This is a genomic window from Streptomyces sp. SLBN-8D4 (genome assembly GCF_049739545.1).
Classification (GTDB): Bacteria; Actinomycetota; Actinomycetes; order Streptomycetales; family Streptomycetaceae; genus Streptomyces; species Streptomyces canus_C.
In genome coordinates, this window is sequence record NZ_JBMGQC010000001.1 from 4,913,960 (window position 1) to 4,933,062 (window position 19,103).

Here is a 19,103-nt window from a genome sequence, read left to right on the forward strand (position 1 = left end):
CTCAGCCGTTCTTGATGCGGTTCGTCAGCTCGGTCACCTGGTTGTAGATGGAGCGCCGCTCGGCCATCAGATTGCGGATCTTGCGGTCCGCGTGCATCACGGTCGTGTGGTCGCGGCCGCCGAACAGGGCGCCGATCTTCGGCAGCGAGAGGTCCGTCAGCTCGCGGCACAGGTACATGGCGATCTGGCGGGCCGTGACGAGGGCGCGGCCGCGCGAGGTGCCGCACAGGTCCTCGACGGTCAGGCCGAAGTAGTCCGCCGTGGCGCTCATGATGGCCGTCGAGGTGATCTCGGGCGCCGAGTCCTCGCCGCCGGGGATCAGATCCTTCAGCACGATCTCCGTCAGGCCCAGGTCCACCGGCTGCCGGTTGAGCGACGCGAACGCCGTCACCCGGATCAGCGCGCCCTCCAGCTCACGGATGTTGCGTGAGATGCGGGACGCGATGAACTCCAGTACCTCCGGCGGGGCGTTGAGCTGCTCCTGGACCGCCTTCTTGCGCAGGATCGCGATCCGGGTCTCCAGCTCGGGCGGCTGGACGTCGGTGATCAGACCCCACTCGAAACGGTTCCGCAGCCGGTCCTCCAGCGTCACCAGCTGCTTGGGCGGCCGGTCGCTGGACAGCACGATCTGCTTGTTGGCGTTGTGGAGCGTGTTGAAGGTGTGGAAGAACTCCTCCTGCGTCGACTCCTTGTCCGCGAGGAACTGGATGTCGTCGACGAGCAGGATGTCCATCTCGCGGTAGCGCTTGCGGAAGCTGTCGCCCTTGCCGTCACGGATGGAGTTGATGAACTCGTTGGTGAACTCCTCCGAGCTCACGTACCGCACGCGCGTGCCGGGATACAGGCTGCGCGCGTAGTGCCCGATCGCGTGCAGCAGGTGGGTCTTGCCCAGCCCCGACTCCCCGTAGATGAAGAGGGGGTTGTAGGCCTTGGCCGGAGCCTCGGCGACCGCCACCGCGGCCGCGTGGGCGAAGCGGTTGGAGGCGCCGATGACGAACGTGTCGAAGAGGTACTTCGGGTTCAGCCGCGCGGTGGGCTCGCCGGGGCCGGTCGCCGGCGCGGGCTGCGCGGCCAGCGGGCCGGGGGCGCCGGTGGTGGGCAGGTTGGAGCCGACCGGACCGCCGCGGTGCACACGGCCGGAGCCGGACTGCGGATCGGCCAGGTCCCGGCGGTTGTCGCGCTGGTCGTAGTCGGACCGGGGCTGGTCGTAGTCGGGACGCGGCTTGTCGTACTCCGGCCGCTGGTTGTAGTCGGAGCGCGGGCCGTCGTAGGGCGGGCGCTCCATCGACTGCGGGCGGTAGTCCTGCGACGAGGGGCCGTACGACTCCTGCCCGTACGGCTCCTGCGGATAGGGCTCCTGTGACGGTGACGCGTACGGGTCGCGCTCCGGGAAGCCGAGCCGCTGCTGCTGCCAGCTGTACTCGTCCTGTGCCGGCCGCGGCCAGGCGCCGGGTTCGGGGCGCTGGTACTCCGAGGGGTAGGCGGGGCGCGCGGTCGGGAGCTGGTCCGGGCGGGGCGAGCGGTCGCCCTGGTGCCCGGGTCGCTGTTCGCCGCGGCCCTGGTGGGAGTCGTCGGCGCGGTGACGGCCGTAGCCCTCGTACTGGTTGTCGTACTGGCCGGAGGGAAGCTCCGGCTCCTCGTAGCGCGACTGGGGCCGAAGGGCCGGAGGTGCGGGCGGTGCCGAGGGCTCGCCCGCGGAGTCGTCGACGGTGATCGCGATGCGGATCGGCCGTCCGCACTCGCGGCTCAGCGTCTCGCTGACGGCCGGGGCCAGCCGGCCCTCCAGTACGCCTTTCGCAAATTCGTTCGGTACGGCGAGCAGGGCAGTGTCGGCGACCAGCGCGAGCGGCTGGCAGCGCCGGATCCAGTGCTCGTCCTTCGCCTCCACACCCTGGACTCGGCCCTCACCGAGAAGCTGCTCGAGTACGCGTGGCCACACTGCGGCAAGATCGGCAGGTACGTCAGCCACAGGGCACGCTCTCTCACGGGTCCCACGAACGTGTGGTTGTGGGACGAGTCGGGATTCAAATGGGGTGGAGCCGAAAGACAGGGGTCAACGGAACGAATCGGAGTTCAGTCACGGTAGTCAGGGCGACGGGTGCGGTTCAAGTTGTTGTCCCCAGCCTGTGGATAGTGTCTCCCGGTGACCACTGGTTTGACCGGATGGCGTAGCCGCGCGTACCGTAACCAGGTCGAGTTGTCGATGGCTGCTGCCGCCTGCCTCCGATGGGCACAGATCGCGTCAGGTGATCGGTAAGCGGTGCACACGGGCGTAACTGCGAGCTACTCGTGGGCGCACGGTGACAGCCAGGACGGCACCCGCCACCACCGATTGATTTCTGGAGCCCCCGAGTGAGCAAGCGCACCTTCCAGCCGAACAACCGTCGTCGCGCCAAGACCCACGGCTTCCGCCTGCGGATGCGTACCCGTGCCGGCCGCGCGATTCTCGCGAACCGTCGTGGCAAGGGTCGCGCCAGCCTGTCCGCCTGATCCCGATCAGGTCATGACGTCGTGCTGCCTACCGAGCATCGGCTGAGGCGGCGCGAGGACTTCGCGACCGCAGTACGACGAGGGCGCCGGGCCGGCCGCCCGTCCCTCGTCGTCCATTTTCGTAGCGGTGCCACGGACCCGCACGCGCCTGGGGAGAGCGCTCCCCCGCCGCGTGCGGGTTTCGTCGTGAGCAAGGCCGTGGGCGGTGCCGTGGTGCGTAACAAGGTGAAGCGCAGGCTTCGCCATCTGATGCGCGACAGGGTCCTCCTGTTTCCCCCCGGTAGCCTGGTAGTCGTACGAGCGTTGCCCGAGGCGGGCGACGCCGATCACGAACAGCTGGCCCGAGACCTGGATGCCGCCGTTCAGCGGCTGCTGGGAGGGGGCGCACGATGAAGTACCCGCTGCTGGCGCTGATCAAGCTGTACCAGTGGACCATCAGCCCGCTGCTGGGGCCGGTGTGCAAGTACTACCCGTCGTGCTCCCACTACGGCTACCAGGCCATCGACCGGCACGGTGCGATCAAGGGAACGGCACTCACCGCCTGGCGCATCCTGCGGTGCAATCCGTGGTCGCTGGGCGGTGTGGACCATGTCCCGCCGCGCAAGCGTCCGCGGTGGCACGAAATGCTGCGTAACGCCTGGCGTGCACGTAGGGGCGGGCCCTCCGCCGCCTCGGCCACCGAGGGGCAGAATCCTTCGAGCCCGGCCGCAGAGACTCCGTCCCATGCCCAAGGAGCATGATTAGTGGACACGATTGCCAGTCTTTTCAGCTTCATCACGACACCCGTCTCCTGGGTCATCGTCCAGTTCCACACGGTGTACGGCAAGATCTTCGGCCCTGACACCGGGTGGGCCTGGGGCCTGTCGATCGTGTCCCTCGTGATCCTGATCCGTATCTGCCTGATCCCGCTCTTCGTGAAGCAGATCAAGTCGACGCGGGCCATGCAGACGCTCCAGCCCGAGATGAAGAAGATCCAGGAGCGCTACAAGAACGACAAGCAGCGTCAGTCCGAAGAGATGATGAAGCTGTACAAGGAGACGGGTACCAACCCGCTCTCCTCGTGCCTTCCCATCCTGGCGCAGTCCCCGTTCTTCTTCGCCCTGTACCACGTGCTCAACGGCATCGCGACGGGCGACACCATCGGTGTCATCAACGAGTCGCTGCTGGCCAGCGCTCGTAAGGCGCACATCTTCGGCGCTCCGCTCGCCGCGAAGTTCAAGGACGGCTCCGCCACTGTCCAGGCGCTGGGCGCCACGGTCACCGATGTGCGGGTCGTCACCGCGGTCATGATCGTCATGATGTCGGCGTCGCAGTTCTACACGCAGCGCCAGCTGATGACGAAGAACGTCGACACCACCGTCAAGACGCCGTTCATGCAGCAGCAGAAGATGCTGATGTACGTCTTCCCGGTCATGTTCGCCGTCTTCGGCATCAACTTCCCGGTCGGTGTCCTCGTCTACTGGCTGACCACCAACGTGTGGACCATGGGCCAGCAGATGTACGTGATCCACAACAACCCGACCCCGGGTTCCAAGGCCCAGGCCGCCTACCTGGAGCGCCTCACCAAGCACGTCACGAGCCACGGCAAGGCCCGCAAGCGCAGCGAGCGCACGATCATCAAGGCGATCGTCGCCAAGGGCCGCGACCGCAACGAGTTCGAGCGCAAGTTCATCAACGGTCTGAACAAGGCGGGCCTCGCGGCCCAGGCCGACGGCTCGGTCATCCAGAGCGACTCCCAGGCCGCGGTCCAGACCGAGGACGGTTCGACGGCGAGCGCGGCGGCTCCCAAGCGTCAGCAGCCCAAGCGGCAGAGCAAGTCCCAGCGGCAGTCGGGCGCGGCTGCGGCCGGCTCGAAGGCGGCTGATGACGCACCGTCGTCGGAGCCGACCTCGCTGACCAAGTCCGACGAGCCCGAGGACGCCAAGCCCGCCGCTCCCGCCAAGAAGCAGTCCGGCGGCGGTACCCGCAGCAAGGCCCAGTCCGGACAGCGCAAGGGTCCGCAGCGGCCCAAGTCCCCGTCCAAGAAGTAAGAAGGAGTCCATCCCGTGACGGAAGGCACCACCTCCGCCGCTGCCGAGGGTGCAGACACCCTGACCCGCCTGGAGCAGGAAGGCGAGATCGCGGCGGACTACCTCGAAGGTCTGCTCGACATCGCCGATCTCGACGGCGACATCGACATGGACGTCGAGGCCGACCGCGCCGCTGTCTCGATCATCAGCGACGCTGGCGGTCGCGACCTGCAGAAGCTGGTCGGTCGTGACGGCGAGGTGCTGGAAGCCCTGCAGGAGCTCACCCGCCTGGCTGTGCACCGTGAGACCGGGGACCGCAGCAGGCTGATGCTGGACATCGGCGGTTACCGGGCCAAGAAGCGCGCCGAGCTGTCCGAGCTGGGCGCCAAGGCCGCCGCCGAGGTGAAGAGCTCGGGCGAGTCGGTGAAGCTCGACCCGATGACGCCGTTCGAGCGCAAGGTCGTGCACGACGCGATCAAGGCTGCCGGGCTGCGCAGTGAGTCCGAGGGCGAGGAGCCACAGCGCTTCGTCGTCGTGCTTCCCGCCTGATCGGTCCGTACGTTCCTCCGGCCCCGTCTGTAGAGCAGGCGGGGCCGAACTTTGTCAGCCTGATAGTTCTGATGATCGGCGCCCGGTGCGCTGATGCGGTACGGAAGGACGGTTCCCCGTGACGGAGGCAGCGGAGCTTCCCCCCGCGCCCGAGCAGGCGCGCGAGGTGTTCGGCGATCGCTACGAGGACGCGGTGCGGTACGCCGAGCTGCTCGCTGAGGCGGGTGTGCAGCGCGGTCTCATCGGTCCTCGTGAAGTGCCCCGCTTGTGGGAGCGGCATCTGCTCAATTGCGCGGTGCTCTCGGAGGTCGTTCCCGAGGGGGTGACGGTGTGCGATGTCGGCTCCGGTGCCGGTCTGCCCGGCATTCCTCTGGCCCTCGTCCGTGAAGACCTGAAGATCACGCTGCTGGAGCCGCTGCTGAGGCGTACGACCTTCCTGACGGAAGTCGTGGAGCTGCTGGGGCTGGACCATGTGACGGTCGTGCGGGGCCGTGCCGAGGAGGTCATGGGCAAGCTGACTCCCGTGCACGTGGTGACAGCACGGGCGGTGGCCCCGCTGGACCGGCTGGCGACCTGGGGTGTCCCGCTGTTGCGTCCCTACGGCGAGATGCTGGCGCTCAAGGGCGACACCGCGGAGGAGGAGCTCAAGGCGGCAGGTACGGCCCTGAGCAAGCTCGGTGCCGTGGGGACCTCCATCCTGCATGTGGGTGAGGGCGTGGTCGATCCGTTGTCCACTGTGGTGAGGGTCGAAGTCGGGGAAAGTCCCGGCGGTGTACGTTTCGCGGCCAAGCGTGCCAAGGCGGCCCGCACCGGCCGCACCCGTCGGCGTCGCTGATCCGTCCTGCCGACGAGACTTACTCCACACAAGCTGTCAAACCTATGCATGCCGGAGTGTCGCGGCAGAACGGGCACGGCTGCCCTGCATCGTGTTTCACGTGAAACGTCGCTCACTGCTGCACGGCATCATCAGCCGGGGCCGCGCCGCGGCCGAACCCCGCGACCGAAAGCCTCTCGGGTCACTCGGAGAGGTAACGGAGTTGTCCACAGAGGTGGATTTCTCCACAGAACAACAGGCCTCACTGGTTCACGACCCCGAAGACATGGGAGGCTCTGTTCATTGCGAGCCTGAAGTCGAGGAGAGTGAATCCTTGCGGTCCGACGCCAACATCGCGGGACCGATGACCGATCCGGTCCCCGGTCCCCGAACCGAGTCGATGGGGGAGGATGTTTCACGTGAAACACCGCCCCCGATGGACGACACTCCGATCGGTCGTGCTGCCCAACTGGCGGTAGAGGCTCTTGGTCGCGCCGGCGAGGGCCTGCCACGGCCCGAGCAGACCCGGATCATGGTCGTTGCCAACCAGAAGGGCGGGGTGGGCAAGACGACGACGACCGTCAATCTTGCTGCCTCGCTGGCTCTGCACGGCGGCCGTGTCCTGGTGGTCGACCTCGACCCCCAGGGCAACGCGTCCACCGCGCTGGGTATCGACCACCACGCCGAAGTCCCGTCCATCTATGACGTCCTGGTCGACAGCAGGCCGCTGTCCGAGGTCGTTCAGCCGGTCCCAGATGTCGAAGGCCTCTTCTGCGCCCCCGCCACCATCGATCTCGCCGGTGCGGAGATCGAGCTGGTGTCCCTGGTGGCACGTGAGAGCCGACTGCAGCGCGCCATCCAGGCGTACGAGCAGCCCTTGGACTACATCCTCATCGACTGTCCGCCCTCGCTCGGCCTGCTGACGGTCAATGCGCTCGTGGCCGGTGCGGAGGTCCTCATCCCGATCCAGTGCGAGTACTACGCGCTGGAGGGCCTGGGACAGCTGCTGCGCAACGTCGATCTGGTGCGGGGCCACCTCAACCCCACCTTGCACGTATCGACCATCCTGCTCACCATGTACGACGGCCGGACGCGTCTCGCGTCCCAGGTCGCGGACGAGGTGCGCACCCACTTCGGCGAGGAGGTGCTGCGGACGAGCATTCCCCGCTCGGTCCGTATCTCCGAGGCGCCGAGTTATGGACAGACGGTGCTGACCTACGATCCAGGATCAAGCGGCGCCCTGTCCTACCTTGAGGCGGCGCGAGAGATCGCGCTGAAGGGCGTCGGCGTCAGCTATGACCCGACGCAGGCGCACATCGGCGCACAGAGCAATCCGAACATGGTGGAGGGGATCCAGTGAGCGAGCGACGGAGGGGTTTGGGTCGTGGTCTCGGCGCACTGATCCCCGCTGCCCCGACGGAGAAGACGCCGACCCCGGCGGCGATGGGGGGCACCGGTTCCGCGTCTCCGGCGTCCGTTCCGATGCTGACGACCGATCGTGGCGTGGCCGCGGCGAAGGTGGCCACGCTGCCGCCTGTTTCACATGAAACCGAGACGCCCTCGGTCAACGGTTATGCGGAGACACCCGCGCCTCCCATGGGTGCCCACTTCGCGGAGCTCCCCCTCGACTCCATCACGCCGAACCCGCGCCAGCCGCGTGAGGTGTTCGATGAGGACGCCCTGCAGGAGCTGGTCACCTCCATCCAGGAGGTCGGCCTCCTCCAGCCGGTCGTCGTACGCCAGGTCGGTCCCGCCCGCTACGAGCTCATCATGGGCGAGCGGCGCTGGCGGGCCAGTCGTGAGGCCGGTCTGGACGCGATCCCCGCGATCGTGCGAGCCACCGATGACGACAAGCTTCTCCTGGACGCCCTCCTGGAGAACCTCCACCGTGCGCAGCTGAACCCGCTGGAAGAGGCAGCCGCCTACGACCAGTTGCTGAAGGACTTCAACTGCACGCACGACCAGCTGGCGGACCGCATCGGCCGGTCCCGTCCGCAGGTCTCCAACACCTTGCGTCTGCTGAAGCTTTCACCGTCGGTGCAGCGCCGGGTGGCCGCCGGAGTGCTCTCCGCCGGACACGCCCGTGCCCTCCTCTCTGTCGAGGACTCGGAGGAGCAGGACCGGCTGGCCCACCGGATCGTGGCCGAGGGCCTCTCGGTGCGTGCGGTCGAGGAGATCGTGACTCTCATGGGGTCGCGGCCGCAGACCGCCCAGCGTTCCAAGGGGCCGCGCGCCGGCGCTCGGGTCTCTCCGGCGCTGAGCGACCTCGCGACCCGTCTCTCGGACCGTTTCGAGACGCGAGTGAAGGTCGATCTGGGTCAGAAGAAGGGCAAGATCACCGTCGAGTTCGCCTCGATGGAAGACCTCGAACGCATCCTCAGCTCCCTCGCCCCCGGTGAGGGACCGGTTCTGCAGAAGAGCCTGCTGGACGGCGAGGACGACGAGGCGGAGGGCTGAGCCAGGATCGCCAGGGTGACAGCGTTCAGGCGAGGACGGAGAGCGGGTCGTGTCCGGTGTGCCCCGGAGCACGGCCCGCTCTTTGCTTTCAGGCGGTATCGATGGAATCGCTGGGTGGATACGATGCGACTGGGTGCGGTACATCCACCCGGCAGTACCTCTGAGGGGAGGCAGGGGCCATGCGAACGATGAGCCGAAGCGGACTGGTGAGCGCGGGCCTGGGACTGGGGGCGGTCGGCGGATTCGTTGGCAGCCTGCTCAGGGAACGGAGCGCTCTGACGGCCGCCCGCGATGCGGCGGGCGAAGGAAGCGAGGAACAGCCTTCATGGGGCGTCGGCTCGTACCGCTCACGCTGGACAACCTTCCGGACCTCCCCCAGCGTTGCCGCTCGTGCGTCTTCTGGGAGTTGGACCCCGTCAGCGGAGAAGCCGCGGTAAAAGCGGGAACAGCCGCTCTGGAGAAGGAAGCCTGGATCTCCGCCGTCCTCCTGGACTGGGGATCGTGCGGCCGGATCGTCTACGTCGACGACGTGCCGGTCGGCTTCGTCCTCTACGCCCCTCCCGCGTATGTTCCTCGCTCGACGGCGTTTCCCACGAGCCCTGTCTCTCCGGACGCCGTCCAGTTGATGACGTCGTTCATCATGCCGGGCTATCAGGGGCAGGGGCTGGGCCGCGTGATGGTCCAGACAGTCGCCAAGGACCTGCTGCGGCGGGGCTTCAAGGCCATCGAGGCCTTCGGCGATGCCCGCTGGAAAGAGCCCGCCTGTCTGCTTCCCGCAGACCATCTCCTCGCCGTGGGCTTCAAGACGGTCAGGCCCCACCCCACGTACCCAAGGCTGCGGCTGGAGCTGCGCAGCACGCTCTCCTGGAAGGAAGACGTGGAGATGGCACTGGACCGGCTTCTGGGAGCGGTACAGAAGGAACCGGCGTTGCGCCCTCTGTAACGCGATGGGGCCGGCCCTTTCGGACCGGCCCCATCGTGTTTCACGTGAAACATCACTCGGCGATGAAGTCCTCAAGGTCGCGGACGATCGCGGCCTTCGGCTTGGCACCGACGATGGTCTTGGCGACCTCGCCACTCTGGTACACGTTCAGCGTCGGGATGGACATGACGCCGTACTTGGCGGCCGTACCCGGGTTCTCGTCGATGTTCAGCTTGACGACCTCGATCTTGTCGCCGTACTCGGCGGCAATCGCCTCAAGGGACGGAGCGATCTGACGGCACGGTCCGCACCAGGCGGCCCAGAAGTCCACCAGGACGGGCTTGTCGCTCTTCAGGACGTCCTGCTCGAAGGAATCGTCGGTCACATTCTTCAGGGTGCCGGCCACGGCGGGCTCCTTAACTGGGTTGGTGCGGTGGGGCGGGATGGGGGGTCAGACAGCGGTCTTCTCGGGCTCGGCCTTTTCCTCGTCCGCGAGGGCGGCGAGGAAACGCTCGGCGTCGAGAGCAGCGGAGCAGCCGGTACCGGCCGCGGTGATCGCCTGGCGGTACGTGTGGTCGACCACGTCGCCGGCGCCGAAGACACCGGTCAGGTTGGTGCGGGTCGAAGGCGCTTCCACCTTCAGATAGCCCTCACCGTCCAGTTCGAGCTGGCCCTTGAAGAGCTCGGTGCGCGGGTCGTGGCCGATCGCGATGAACAGGCCGGTGACCGCCAGGTCCGAGATCTCGCCGGTCTTGAGGTTGCGCAGCTTCAGACCCGAGAGCTTGGGGTCGCCCTGGATCTCGGCAACCTCGCTGTCCCACACGAACTTGATCTTCGGGTCGGCGAAGGCGCGCTCCTGCATCGCCTTGGAGGCGCGCAGGGTGTCACGGCGGTGGACGATCGTCACGGACTTGGCGAAGCGGGAGAGGAAGGTCGCCTCCTCCATCGCGGTGTCACCGCCGCCGATCACGGCGATGTCCTGGTCCTTGAAGAAGAATCCGTCACACGTGGCACACCATGAGACGCCGCGTCCGGAGAGGGCGTCCTCGTTGGGCAGGCCGAGCTTGCGGTGCTGCGAACCGGTGGTGACGATCACGGCCTTCGCCTGGTGGACCGTCCCCGAGGTGTCGGTGACGGTCTTGATCTCACCGGTCAGGTCGACGCTGACGATGTCGTCCGGGACGAGCTCGGCACCGAAGCGCTCCGCCTGGGCGCGCATGTTGTCCATGAGCTCGGGGCCCATGATGCCGTCCTGGAAGCCAGGGAAGTTCTCCACCTCGGTGGTGTTCATCAGCGCGCCACCGGCGGTGACGGCGCCCTCGAACACCAGCGGCTTCAGCGACGCGCGCGCGGTGTAGAGCGCCGCCGTGTAGCCGGCGGGCCCGGAGCCGATGATGATCACGTTACGGACGTCGCTCACGGCTTGGTTCCTCGTCTCTGGACTGCGTCGTCGGACCGGTGGAGCCCCTCGCAGAACTCTCACCCCACCCAACGGATCCTAAGGGGCGCGCATTCCCGGTGTGTCCGGGCACACGGAGAGGCCACACCGTACGCATTACCACGCAGGACGAAGACGATGCGTGACCGCTCAGGAGCGCGCGTAGGACCGCTTCAGCAGAACCTTCGCGGCGCCCGTCGGTGCGTTCTTCACGCACGAGGTATCCACGATGTACGCGGTGATCCGGGTGCTGTCGGAGGGATCACGCAGCACGACCAGAAGCGCGTCCGTGCCTTTGTAGACGCCGTTCTTGGTGGCGAGCGGCGAGTCACTGGTGTGGATGCCGTTCTGGATGCATCGGGGAACCTCGGGCGTCAGCAGGGTACGGGGATCCTCGGAGCCCGGGATGCTCGCCGCGCCCATGCTGGCGTGCGGAGCCTGAGACCCGCCGGTCGCACTCTTCTTGTCGGCGAGAAGGCCCGAGACCTGCTTCTCCAGTCCGCTCGCGGAGAAGGTGTCGGCGGGAGCAGTGACATGTCCGGTTGCCGCGCCGGTCGACTTGCCGTCGTCCAACGCCGAGAACAGGACGGAGCCGAATCCCAGTGCGGCGACGGTGAAGACGGCCCCGAGGACGGCAACCTTTCGACGCCCGTTCCTGCGGCGGTCCTTGCGGCCCGGGCCGGTGGTGGAAGTGCGGGCGTGTCCCGCCGGGCGGTCGGCGGTGGGCGATGTTTCACGTGAAACATGCGCGCTCTCGATCGGCTCCGGTGCGTTCACGATCTCGGGAGCAGTTGCCTGGAGGAGAGCCTCCGCGGCGAGGGCGGCGTCGATCCTGCCGGCGACATCGGCGGGCATGCGAGGCGGGCCCGGTAGCGTGCCGAGCAGGCCACGGATCTCCTCCAGCGACGCGTGAACGTCCGCGCAGAGGTCGCACTGGTCCAGATGCCGCCGTACGTCCGCGGTCCTGGAGGGGGGCAGGACGCCTTCGGTGAGGTCGGAGATCTCCGCGACGTCCGGGTGCCCGGCTGTGTCCGTCGTGGAAGTCACGCTCGCCCACCTCCGCCCTTCACTGCAGCTGAATCGCTTGATCCTGAATCCGGCGGGCCTTGTGACGGAGGTCCCGCTGCGGGTGGGACGGATGTCCCCTGAGTCCGGTTCCGTCCAACGCCCCCTTCTCTGCCGTCTCCGGCGTTTTCCGGCCGCAGATGAGTGAGAAGGGGGAGCAGTCTGGCTCTGCCTCGGGCGCAGCGGCTCTTCACCGTCCCTGTCGGCACGTCGAGGATGCGGGCGGCTTCGGCAACGGGGTAGCCCTGCATGTCCACGAGGACGAGGGCGGCGCGCTGGTCGGGCGGGATCGTGCCGAGGGCCTCCAGGAGCTGGCGGTGGAGGTCGTTGCGCTCCGCGGGCGCCGAGGCGGACTCGTGCGGCTCCAGGAGCTGTTCGAGGCGCTCGGTGTCGTCCACGGGAGATGTCTTGCGGGAGGCGGCCTTTCTGGCGCGGTCCAGACAGGCGTTCACCGTGATCCGGTGCAGCCAGGTCGTGACCGCCGACTGGCCCCGGAAGGTATGCGCGGCCCGGTAGGCGGACACCAGGGCGTCCTGAACGGCGTCAGCGGCTTCCTCGCGGTCCCCGAGGGTGCGGAGGGCGACGGCCCAGAGCCGATCCCGGTGCCGCCGCACGAGCTCACCGAAGGCGTCGGGGTCGCCCTCCACATGACGGGTCAGGAGGTCCTGATCGCTGGCGTCGCCGTACGCGCTGTCATCTGCCATCGAACCCCTTCCTCAGCCTTAACTGGTGACCTTGATGTCCGCCACCCGGCCGCGGTAGGTGCCTTCCTCTGTCAGGGGCAGTTTGGTCAGCCAGACCAGAAGGTAGCGGGACTTCACGGCCTTGTCCGGCTTCAGCGGGACACCCGTACCGGAGCCCTCGGCGACCTTGGTGTAGGCGTCGAAGGTGGTCGGCCTGGAACTCGCGTCGCTCGAGGCGGCGCGCAGCTCGACGGACGTGTCGCCCATGAACGTGACGGTGACCTTGCCGATGTCCTGCACCTTGCCGAGATCGAGGATTATCCCCAGGCCCGGCTTGAGGTTCCCGAAGTCGGCGCCCTCGTAGAACTTCGTCTCCCAGTACGACGAGACGTCGTTGTCGTAGGCCTTCTTTATGTCGGCCGGCTTCTCGGATCCGTCGCCGAAGGGGTCGAAGTCGTACCCCTTGACGATGGTGATCGGAGCGCCGGCCTTCTTCGTCGGGCTCTTGTCTCCGTCGTCGGTCGTCTGGGTCTGGTTCTCGTCCGACTTGCCGTCACGGTCCATCAGCGCGTCCGCGAGCTGCCAACTGCCGAGACCCAGGGCGGCGATGAGGAGGGCGGAGACCGCCCACTTCAGGGCTCGGCCCGTACGGCTCTGCAACGGCGGTGGCGGGGCCGGTACGGGCGAGGTGACACCGGCGTGGGGCGCCGGGCGGCCGTATGTGCCCTGTTGGTACGTCGTGCGCTGGTAGTCGGGCGGGGCCGTGAACGCCGGCTCCGGCGGGCGGATGCGGGGCATCTCACCGATCGCCTTGACCAGTTCCTCGGGTGTCGTGCACGCCGACTCGTGCCGTGAGGCCGTCGCACCGTCGTTGGCGAGCGCCCGCATGGACAGCTCGGACAGCCCACGGTGGACACCCGCCCGCACCTGGTCGGGCGCGATGAGACCGACGTCCTTGGGCAGACCGGCCAGACCGTAGGCGTCGCTCTCGTACGGCCACCGCTGGGTGAGCGCCGCGTACAGGAGCGCGCCGATCGCCTCGGTGTCCGTACGCTGCGGAGACTCCGAACTGACGCCTCGCAGCGCGGCGTTCACGGCGAGGCCGCGGATGCGCCACTGCCCGCTCGACGTACGCAGGACCGCGTTCGGGTTCAGCCGCAGGTGCGCGAGCCCCTCGCGGTGGGCCGCGGCCATGGCGGACGCCACCTGACTGACCATCTGGTAGGCGTCGTACACCTCCAGCGGGCCGGGAGCGAGGAGGGCGGTCAGCTCGGTCGCGTCGGGCAGCCACTCGTGGACGACGTAGACGAGGTCGTTCTCCTCCACGGCGTCCAGGACCTGGACGAAGCGCGGGTCCCCCAGCAGCGCGGAGGAACGGGCCGCGGCCAGGACGGAGCGCGCCCGCGCATGGTCCGCGGGCAGGATGTGCACGCCGACGGCCCGACGGAGTTTCTCGTCTACGGCACGCCAACTGCTGAACCCGTCCAGACGGGTGACGCACTCCTCGAGACGGTAGCGTCTGGCCAGTTTGTGGCCGCTGTGCAACTCCGGCGGTGACGCTTTGCCAGGACTCTCGGTCCCGCCACTCCCCTGTGCCTCGACGTCTTCCGTGTCCCGCTCCCGGTTCTTGGCCACGCCGTCGGCCGTGGACTGGTCCGCCTTGGCGGTCAGCGGTTTGTCACCGCTGTTGTCTGCCACGTCGACGGCAGCCGTGCTCCGTTCCGCCACCGTCGTTCCCTGCCTCCCCATTCATTGCGCGCCGTGCGACGCAGAATCCAATTGTGCCCACAGTCCGACGCTATGCACGACACACAGTGGCGGACGATGGTTGTGCGCGTACCCCTGCCTCAGCGCCCCAGACGCCCCCGGACCATGCCGACCAGCGAGTTCAGTTCCTCGATCCGCATCTTGCGCGCGGCAATGAAGAAGATCCCGAGCAGAACCGCCCCACCCGCGATCAGAGAGGCGAACGAACCGACAACTCCCTGACCGAGCGAGTGACCGAGGCCGTAACAGGCCGCTCCGCTGAGCAGCGCCGCCGGGACGGAGGCGATGCAGAGCCGGGCGTAGGTCCGCAGGACGCGGTTGCCGTCCAGGTCACCGCCGAGGCGCTTGCGCAGCCGGTTCCAGGCGACGCCGACGCCGATCGCGTATGCGAGACCGTAGGAGGCGGCCATGCCCGCCACGGCCCAGCGGGGCGGCAGCACCACGTAACACAGGGCGGAGGCGCCCGCGTTGACCGCCGCCACGATGACCGTGTTGTAGAAGGGGGTGCGGGTGTCCTCGTAGGCGTAGAAGGCACGCAGGACGACGTACTGCACCGAGTAGGGGATCAGGCCGAGGGCGAAGGCCATCAGCATGAAGCCCATGTTCGTGGCTTCGCTGATACCGGAAGAGCCGAAGATCAGCGTGCACATCGGGATACCGAGGGCGACGAACCCGAAGGCGATCGGGACGATCGCGACGGCTGTGGTGCGCAGGCCCTGGGAGATGTCGTCACGGACTGCGCCGCCGTCCTCCTCGGCCGCCGAGCGGGCCAGGCGCGGCAGCAGAGCCGCCATCAGGGAGACGGTGATGATGGCCTGCGGCAGGCCCCAGATGAGTTGGGCATTGGCGTAGGCGGAGAAGCCGGTGCCGTCGACCGGGGAGTCCTTGCCCGCCGCAGTGGACAGCTGCGACACGACGATCGCGCCGGCCTGGTTGGCCAGGACGAACAGGACGGTCCACTTGGCGAGCGTCACGGCCTTGCCGAGGCCGTGGCCGCGCCAGTCGAAGCGCAGCCGCATCCGGAAGCCGGTCTCGCGCAGGTACGGGATCATCGCCAGCGCCTGGACGACGAGACCGAGCAGGACGCCGATACCGAGGAGGCGCTGCCCTTCCGGCGGGATGTTCGAGACCTTCATGCCGGAGTCGGCCGCGGTGCCGTAGACCCACATGAACGTGCCGAGCGTCACGATGATGACGATGTTGTTCAGGACCGGGGTCCACATCATCGCGCCGAACTTCCCGCGCGCGTTGAGGATCTGCCCCATCACCACGTGGATGCCCATGAAGAAGATGGAGGGCAGGAAGTAGCGGACGAAGGTGATGCCCACCTCGTTGGCCGCCGGGTCGCTGGCCACCGAGTCGGACAGCAGACGGATCAGGAACGGGGCGCCGAGGACCGCGATCCCGGTGAGCACGCCCAGCGCCACCATCACCAGGGTCAGCAGCCGGTTGGCGTACGCCTCGCCGCCGTCCTCGTCCTCCTTCATGGCACGTACGAGCTGCGGTACGAACACGGAGTTGAGGCCGCCACCGACGGTCAGGATGTAGATCATCGTCGGGAGCTGGTAGGCGACCTGGAAGGTGTCACCGAGCAGACCGACACCCAGCGCCGACACGATCAGGGCCGAACGGATGAAGCCGGTCAGGCGCGAGACCATCGTGCCGGCCGCCATCACGGCGCTCGACTTGAGCAAACCTGTGGCCTTCCCACCCTGCTTCGCGGGGGCCGCGGGAGTTGCGGGCGCCGCCGCGGCCGTCGCAGTACCGAGATTCATGGTCTGGTCGGCCGAAGGCGCAGCCGCCGCGGGAGCCTGAAACTGCGGTGCCGGCGGCGGTCCGCCCGGCCCCGGTACCGACGGGGTATCCGTCGGGCGGCCGCCGCGCTGCTGCTGGTCGCGGAAGAGGTGGGCGAAGGCGTCAGGCTCGTGGCGTTCCTCGCCGGCCTGGCTCACCAGATCGTCGACGCCCACGTACTGGGTGGTGCGAGGGTCGTCGCCGTACGGCAGGTACTGCGTCGGGCCCTCCGGCTCGGGCGCCGGGGTCTGTGCCCACACGTTCGGGTCCGGGGCGTAAGGGGACTGGGGCGGCTGGGAGTACAGCGGCTGCTGTGGCTGATGGGTGCCGGGGGGCGGCGGGGGATGCGCGGCACGGTCGTAGAGGGCCTCGGCTACCGGGTCCTGGGCATGGAGGTCCTGAGCCCGGTAGGGGTCCTGGTCGTAGGCGTCCTGGAGGTACATGTCCGCGGGAGCCTGTGGTGGCACCTGGCCATGCTCGGGCGGCGGCCCCTCGGGGCGATCCGAGTTGCCCGCGCCCTGACCGCGATCACCGTCGTACGGCGCGTTCATGGTTACCCCACCTCATCGTCCCGGGCCCACCGGCCACGACATCCTCAACGGTCCACTCTCTCACCCGTGCCGGACGGGTCGGCGCTTTCCGCTGCGGTGTCCGCTGTCAGGTCACTCGGCTGCTCCGGGTCTTCTGCCCCGGTCGCGGTGGCGGCCTCTTCCTTGAGACGGTCCTCCGGGCCTTCCGGGTTCTCCGGACCGTCCGCGGCTTCGACCGCCTCGTCGTCGGGACCGCTCTGCTCGGCCTCACGGGCTGCCGCGCGCTTGCGCTGGGTGTACATCCGGAATCCTGCCAGCACCAGCAGCAGGACACCGCCGCCGATGACCAGCATCACCGTGGCCGTGAACTCCGTGACCTTCACGTCGAACCGTACGGCCTCGCCGTACGGTTGACCGTCCTCCGTGTACAGCTGGGCGATCACCGAGGCCTTGCCGTTGGCGTTGGCCGTCGTGGTGAACTTCACCGTCTGGCTGTGTCCGCCCGAGACCTCGACCGCCTGCTCGTCGTAGGAGGCGCCACCGATCTCGAGCCGGTTGGGGCTGAGCGAGGTCAGCCGCAGCCTCAGGTGCTTCACTCCCTGCACCAGGTTGTTCTGCACCGTCACGGGGATCGTGGCACTGCGGCCGGAGAGCTTGGTCTCCGACTTGTCGATCAGGCTGACCTGGGAGATCAGGTCGTCGATGTAGGCCTCGACGTCAGTGCGGAAGCTGCTCGCCCCGGTTGCGCTGCCCCGCCACGACGTGGACATCCCGCGGTTCATGGCCAGCCCGAAGGGGGTCACGACGCGGGACTGGTCGAAGAGGATCACCTTGAAGTTGTCGAGCTTGTTCTGCGTGCTCGCGATCTGCTGGAAGGCCCACTTCGGCAGCTCCTGCCTGCGCAGCGAGGCGGGGTAGGCGGACGCGGCGGGCACCTTGGTGGTGGCCCCGGGGTCGGGCTTGGCCGCGGCCGCCGCCGAGAGCTTCTGGGTCTGTGACCAGTTGCCGCCCTGCAGCGCGGTGATCGCTTCGGCCATGGCGGCGGCCTGGCTCGCCGTGGGCATGCGCTGTGGGGCGACGACGATGCTGCGCTGCTTGTCCGTCTGGAGATCGAGAGCGAGGCTCTGGGCGAGGAACCGCTGGACGGCGAGCGTGGCGGAGGAGGCCTTCGTCAGATCGCCCTGGAACGCTGTCGAGAGCCGTGCGTCGGCGACGACCGCCGTGGTGCCGCCGCCGATGGGACGGGCCGCGGAAGGCGTGTACGTCAGTCCGGCGGTTTCCTGGAGGCTGTCGCTGCGGGCGATCAGCTTGTCTGCGCCGGCGGAGGTGGCGACCTTGACGATCGACGGGTCCACCGCACCGTTCACGGGCCAGGCGAAGTCGGTGCTCGGCGTCACATGGAGCACGGTCCGCACGGTGGTCGCCGCGACGTCGGTGGCCTCGTCGAGATGGCTGAGCGAGCCGGTGACGCTCGTGCCGTTGTGGGCCAGGGAAGCGAGGTCGGGATCGGCGAACGGAAGGGCGACGACCTCCTTGTCCTCCACCGCCTTCTGCAGCCTGGCCAGCCACTGCTTGGCGAGCGCCTGGTGGGTGCCCGGGGTGGTGGTGTCACCCTCGCCCTGGATCCGGTAGCTGCGGGTCATCGCGTCGACGGACGCCAGCAGGTCCGGGTCGATCACCCACGTGACGTCCAGGTTCTCGCCCAGGGACAACATCTGGTCCAGGCGGCCGCCCGCCGAGATCTCCTCGGCGAGGTCGTCGTTGAGGAAGACTGGCGTCTGCTGGGCGTTCGAGCCGGTCTCCGCCGTCATGTGCACGGAGGAGATCAGTGGCCACAGGAACGTCGTCCTGGTCTTCGTGTCCGCCTCGTCGGACTGCCACGGCAGGAAGGTCCGCTGGATGCCCAGGGGCTGATCCCACGCCTGTGCGGCGGTCCTGCCCGAGAGGGAGACGGCGAACTGGTAGACGCCGGCGTCACCGAGGCCCAACTCGTCGACCGGCACGGAGAGGGAGAAGGGCTGTGCCACTCCGGGGGTCAGTTTCGCGAACTTCGCCTCGTACTTGCCGTCGACCTCGGACCCCGTGTCGCCCTGGAGGGAGTCCTTGCCGTTGCTGACGGTGTCGATCGACGAGCGCGTGTTCAGCTCGGGGCCTACCTGCAGTCCGACATGAGCGGCGGTGACAGGCTGTTTGCCGTTGTTGGTCACCGTCCCCGACACGGTGAGTGTGTCACCGTCCGTAGGTGCGCTGGGGCTGAGCGTGTCGATCGCGACGGCCACCGACCCGGAGGCGTCGGCGGCCTGGGCGGGTGCCGCGGCGGGAAGCTGGCACAGGCCGGCCAATAGCGGGACCCCTGCGAGCAGGGCCCCTGTGCGCCGCAGCCAGCGGCGGGCAGGTGAGGGACTCGTCCCCTGGAAGTCTGCCGCCTCGGCCACGCGCTCGCCCGTCCCTCGTCGTCGTCAGTGGTCGTCGGAATGTGCGTCCACGCATGGTAACGATGCGCGCTGAGGGGAAGTGCCGCGGACTGCTCCACAAGATCGGGGGACTCCGCCGCACTGTCCTGAATGTGCACGTATAAAGGGGAG

General features: G+C 68.2%; 17 protein-coding genes. 9 read left to right on the forward strand and 8 right to left on the reverse strand.

What is annotated here, in order from left to right; all coding sequences use genetic code 11:
- Window position 1: 1 nt before the first annotated feature.
- The gene (gene dnaA, locus RKD20_RS22200) at window positions 2-1,969 is read right to left on the reverse strand and encodes a chromosomal replication initiator protein DnaA (protein WP_424879254.1); all 1,968 of its coding nucleotides are present in this window, start codon (window positions 1,967-1,969) and stop codon (window positions 2-4) included.
- A gap of 383 nt (window positions 1,970-2,352) precedes the next feature.
- Here dnaA and rpmH point away from each other — a divergent pair, with 383 nt between their 5' ends.
- The 9 genes from rpmH to RKD20_RS22245 all read left to right on the forward strand — a co-directional run bounded on the left by rpmH (window position 2,353) and on the right by RKD20_RS22245 (window position 9,262).
- Window positions 2,353-2,490: a 50S ribosomal protein L34 gene (gene rpmH / locus RKD20_RS22205; RefSeq protein WP_006381191.1), complete on the forward strand. Its 138-nt coding sequence runs from the start codon at window positions 2,353-2,355 to the stop codon at window positions 2,488-2,490.
- Between the two features lie 21 nt (window positions 2,491-2,511).
- Window positions 2,512-2,883, forward strand: a complete 372-nt coding sequence (gene rnpA, locus RKD20_RS22210) for a ribonuclease P protein component (RefSeq protein ID WP_391176566.1) — start codon at window positions 2,512-2,514, stop codon at window positions 2,881-2,883.
- Entirely contained in the window at window positions 2,880-3,230 is a 351-nt protein-coding gene (gene yidD / locus RKD20_RS22215; RefSeq protein ID WP_031036269.1) for a membrane protein insertion efficiency factor YidD, read from the forward strand. The genes rnpA and yidD overlap by 4 nt, the downstream gene beginning before the upstream one ends.
- 3 nt (window positions 3,231-3,233) lie before the next feature.
- Complete coding sequence (gene yidC / locus RKD20_RS22220; RefSeq protein ID WP_424879255.1) at window positions 3,234-4,520, forward strand: membrane protein insertase YidC; 1,287 nt, start codon at window positions 3,234-3,236, stop codon at window positions 4,518-4,520.
- Between the two features lie 15 nt (window positions 4,521-4,535).
- Complete coding sequence (locus RKD20_RS22225; RefSeq protein WP_424879256.1) at window positions 4,536-5,048, forward strand: protein jag; 513 nt, start codon at window positions 4,536-4,538, stop codon at window positions 5,046-5,048.
- A gap of 118 nt (window positions 5,049-5,166) precedes the next feature.
- Window positions 5,167-5,883, forward strand: a complete 717-nt coding sequence (rsmG, locus tag RKD20_RS22230; protein ID WP_007383279.1) for a 16S rRNA (guanine(527)-N(7))-methyltransferase RsmG — start codon at window positions 5,167-5,169, stop codon at window positions 5,881-5,883.
- 265 nt (window positions 5,884-6,148) lie between these two features.
- The gene (locus RKD20_RS22235) at window positions 6,149-7,222 is read left to right on the forward strand and encodes a ParA family protein (RefSeq protein WP_078612614.1); all 1,074 of its coding nucleotides are present in this window, start codon (window positions 6,149-6,151) and stop codon (window positions 7,220-7,222) included.
- Complete coding sequence (locus tag RKD20_RS22240) at window positions 7,219-8,319, forward strand: ParB/RepB/Spo0J family partition protein (RefSeq protein ID WP_424879257.1); 1,101 nt, start codon at window positions 7,219-7,221, stop codon at window positions 8,317-8,319. Before RKD20_RS22235 ends, RKD20_RS22240 begins: the two co-directional genes overlap by 4 nt.
- A 325-nt stretch (window positions 8,320-8,644) precedes the next feature.
- Window positions 8,645-9,262 carry a GNAT family N-acetyltransferase gene (locus RKD20_RS22245; protein WP_020119498.1) on the forward strand — a complete coding sequence of 206 codons (618 nt, stop codon included), beginning with the start codon at window positions 8,645-8,647 and terminating at the stop codon, window positions 9,260-9,262.
- Window positions 9,263-9,314: 52 nt separating this feature from the next.
- Here the strand turns inward: RKD20_RS22245 and trxA are convergent, their stop codons facing one another.
- From trxA to RKD20_RS22280, 7 genes are all read right to left on the reverse strand, one after another.
- Window positions 9,315-9,647, reverse strand: a complete 333-nt coding sequence (trxA, locus tag RKD20_RS22250) for a thioredoxin (RefSeq protein WP_161066965.1) — start codon at window positions 9,645-9,647, stop codon at window positions 9,315-9,317.
- A gap of 45 nt (window positions 9,648-9,692) precedes the next feature.
- Window positions 9,693-10,661: a thioredoxin-disulfide reductase gene (trxB, locus tag RKD20_RS22255; RefSeq protein ID WP_402268264.1), complete on the reverse strand. Its 969-nt coding sequence runs from the start codon at window positions 10,659-10,661 to the stop codon at window positions 9,693-9,695.
- 168 nt (window positions 10,662-10,829) lie between these two features.
- Window positions 10,830-11,726, reverse strand: coding sequence for an anti-sigma factor family protein (locus RKD20_RS22260; RefSeq protein WP_424879258.1), 897 nt, complete (start codon window positions 11,724-11,726; stop codon window positions 10,830-10,832).
- Window positions 11,723-12,448: an RNA polymerase sigma factor SigM gene (gene sigM / locus RKD20_RS22265; protein WP_424879259.1), complete on the reverse strand. Its 726-nt coding sequence runs from the start codon at window positions 12,446-12,448 to the stop codon at window positions 11,723-11,725. Before sigM ends, RKD20_RS22260 begins: the two co-directional genes overlap by 4 nt.
- 18 nt (window positions 12,449-12,466) lie before the next feature.
- A complete protein-coding gene (locus tag RKD20_RS22270; protein WP_424879260.1) occupies window positions 12,467-14,155 on the reverse strand; it encodes a protein kinase family protein in 1,689 nt (562 codons plus the stop codon).
- A gap of 119 nt (window positions 14,156-14,274) precedes the next feature.
- Window positions 14,275-16,539, reverse strand: coding sequence for a murein biosynthesis integral membrane protein MurJ (gene murJ / locus RKD20_RS22275; protein ID WP_424879261.1), 2,265 nt, complete (start codon window positions 16,537-16,539; stop codon window positions 14,275-14,277).
- Window positions 16,540-16,583: 44 nt separating this feature from the next.
- Window positions 16,584-18,953, reverse strand: coding sequence for a DUF6049 family protein (locus RKD20_RS22280; RefSeq protein WP_424879262.1), 2,370 nt, complete (start codon window positions 18,951-18,953; stop codon window positions 16,584-16,586).
- Between the last annotated feature and the right edge of the window lie 150 nt (window positions 18,954-19,103).

Excerpts from the sequence above, each read along its gene's own strand:
- yidD (WP_031036269.1), top strand. The coding sequence starts at position 2,880 with ATGAAGTACCCGCTGCTGGCGCTGATCAAGCTGTACCAGTGGACCATC.
- sigM (WP_424879259.1), bottom strand. The coding sequence starts at position 12,448 with ATGGCAGATGACAGCGCGTACGGCGACGCCAGCGATCAGGACCTCCTG.
- RKD20_RS22245 (WP_020119498.1), top strand. The coding sequence starts at position 8,645 with ATGGGGCGTCGGCTCGTACCGCTCACGCTGGACAACCTTCCGGACCTC.
- murJ (WP_424879261.1), bottom strand. The coding sequence starts at position 16,539 with ATGAACGCGCCGTACGACGGTGATCGCGGTCAGGGCGCGGGCAACTCG.
- RKD20_RS22235 (WP_078612614.1), top strand. The coding sequence starts at position 6,149 with ATGGGAGGCTCTGTTCATTGCGAGCCTGAAGTCGAGGAGAGTGAATCC.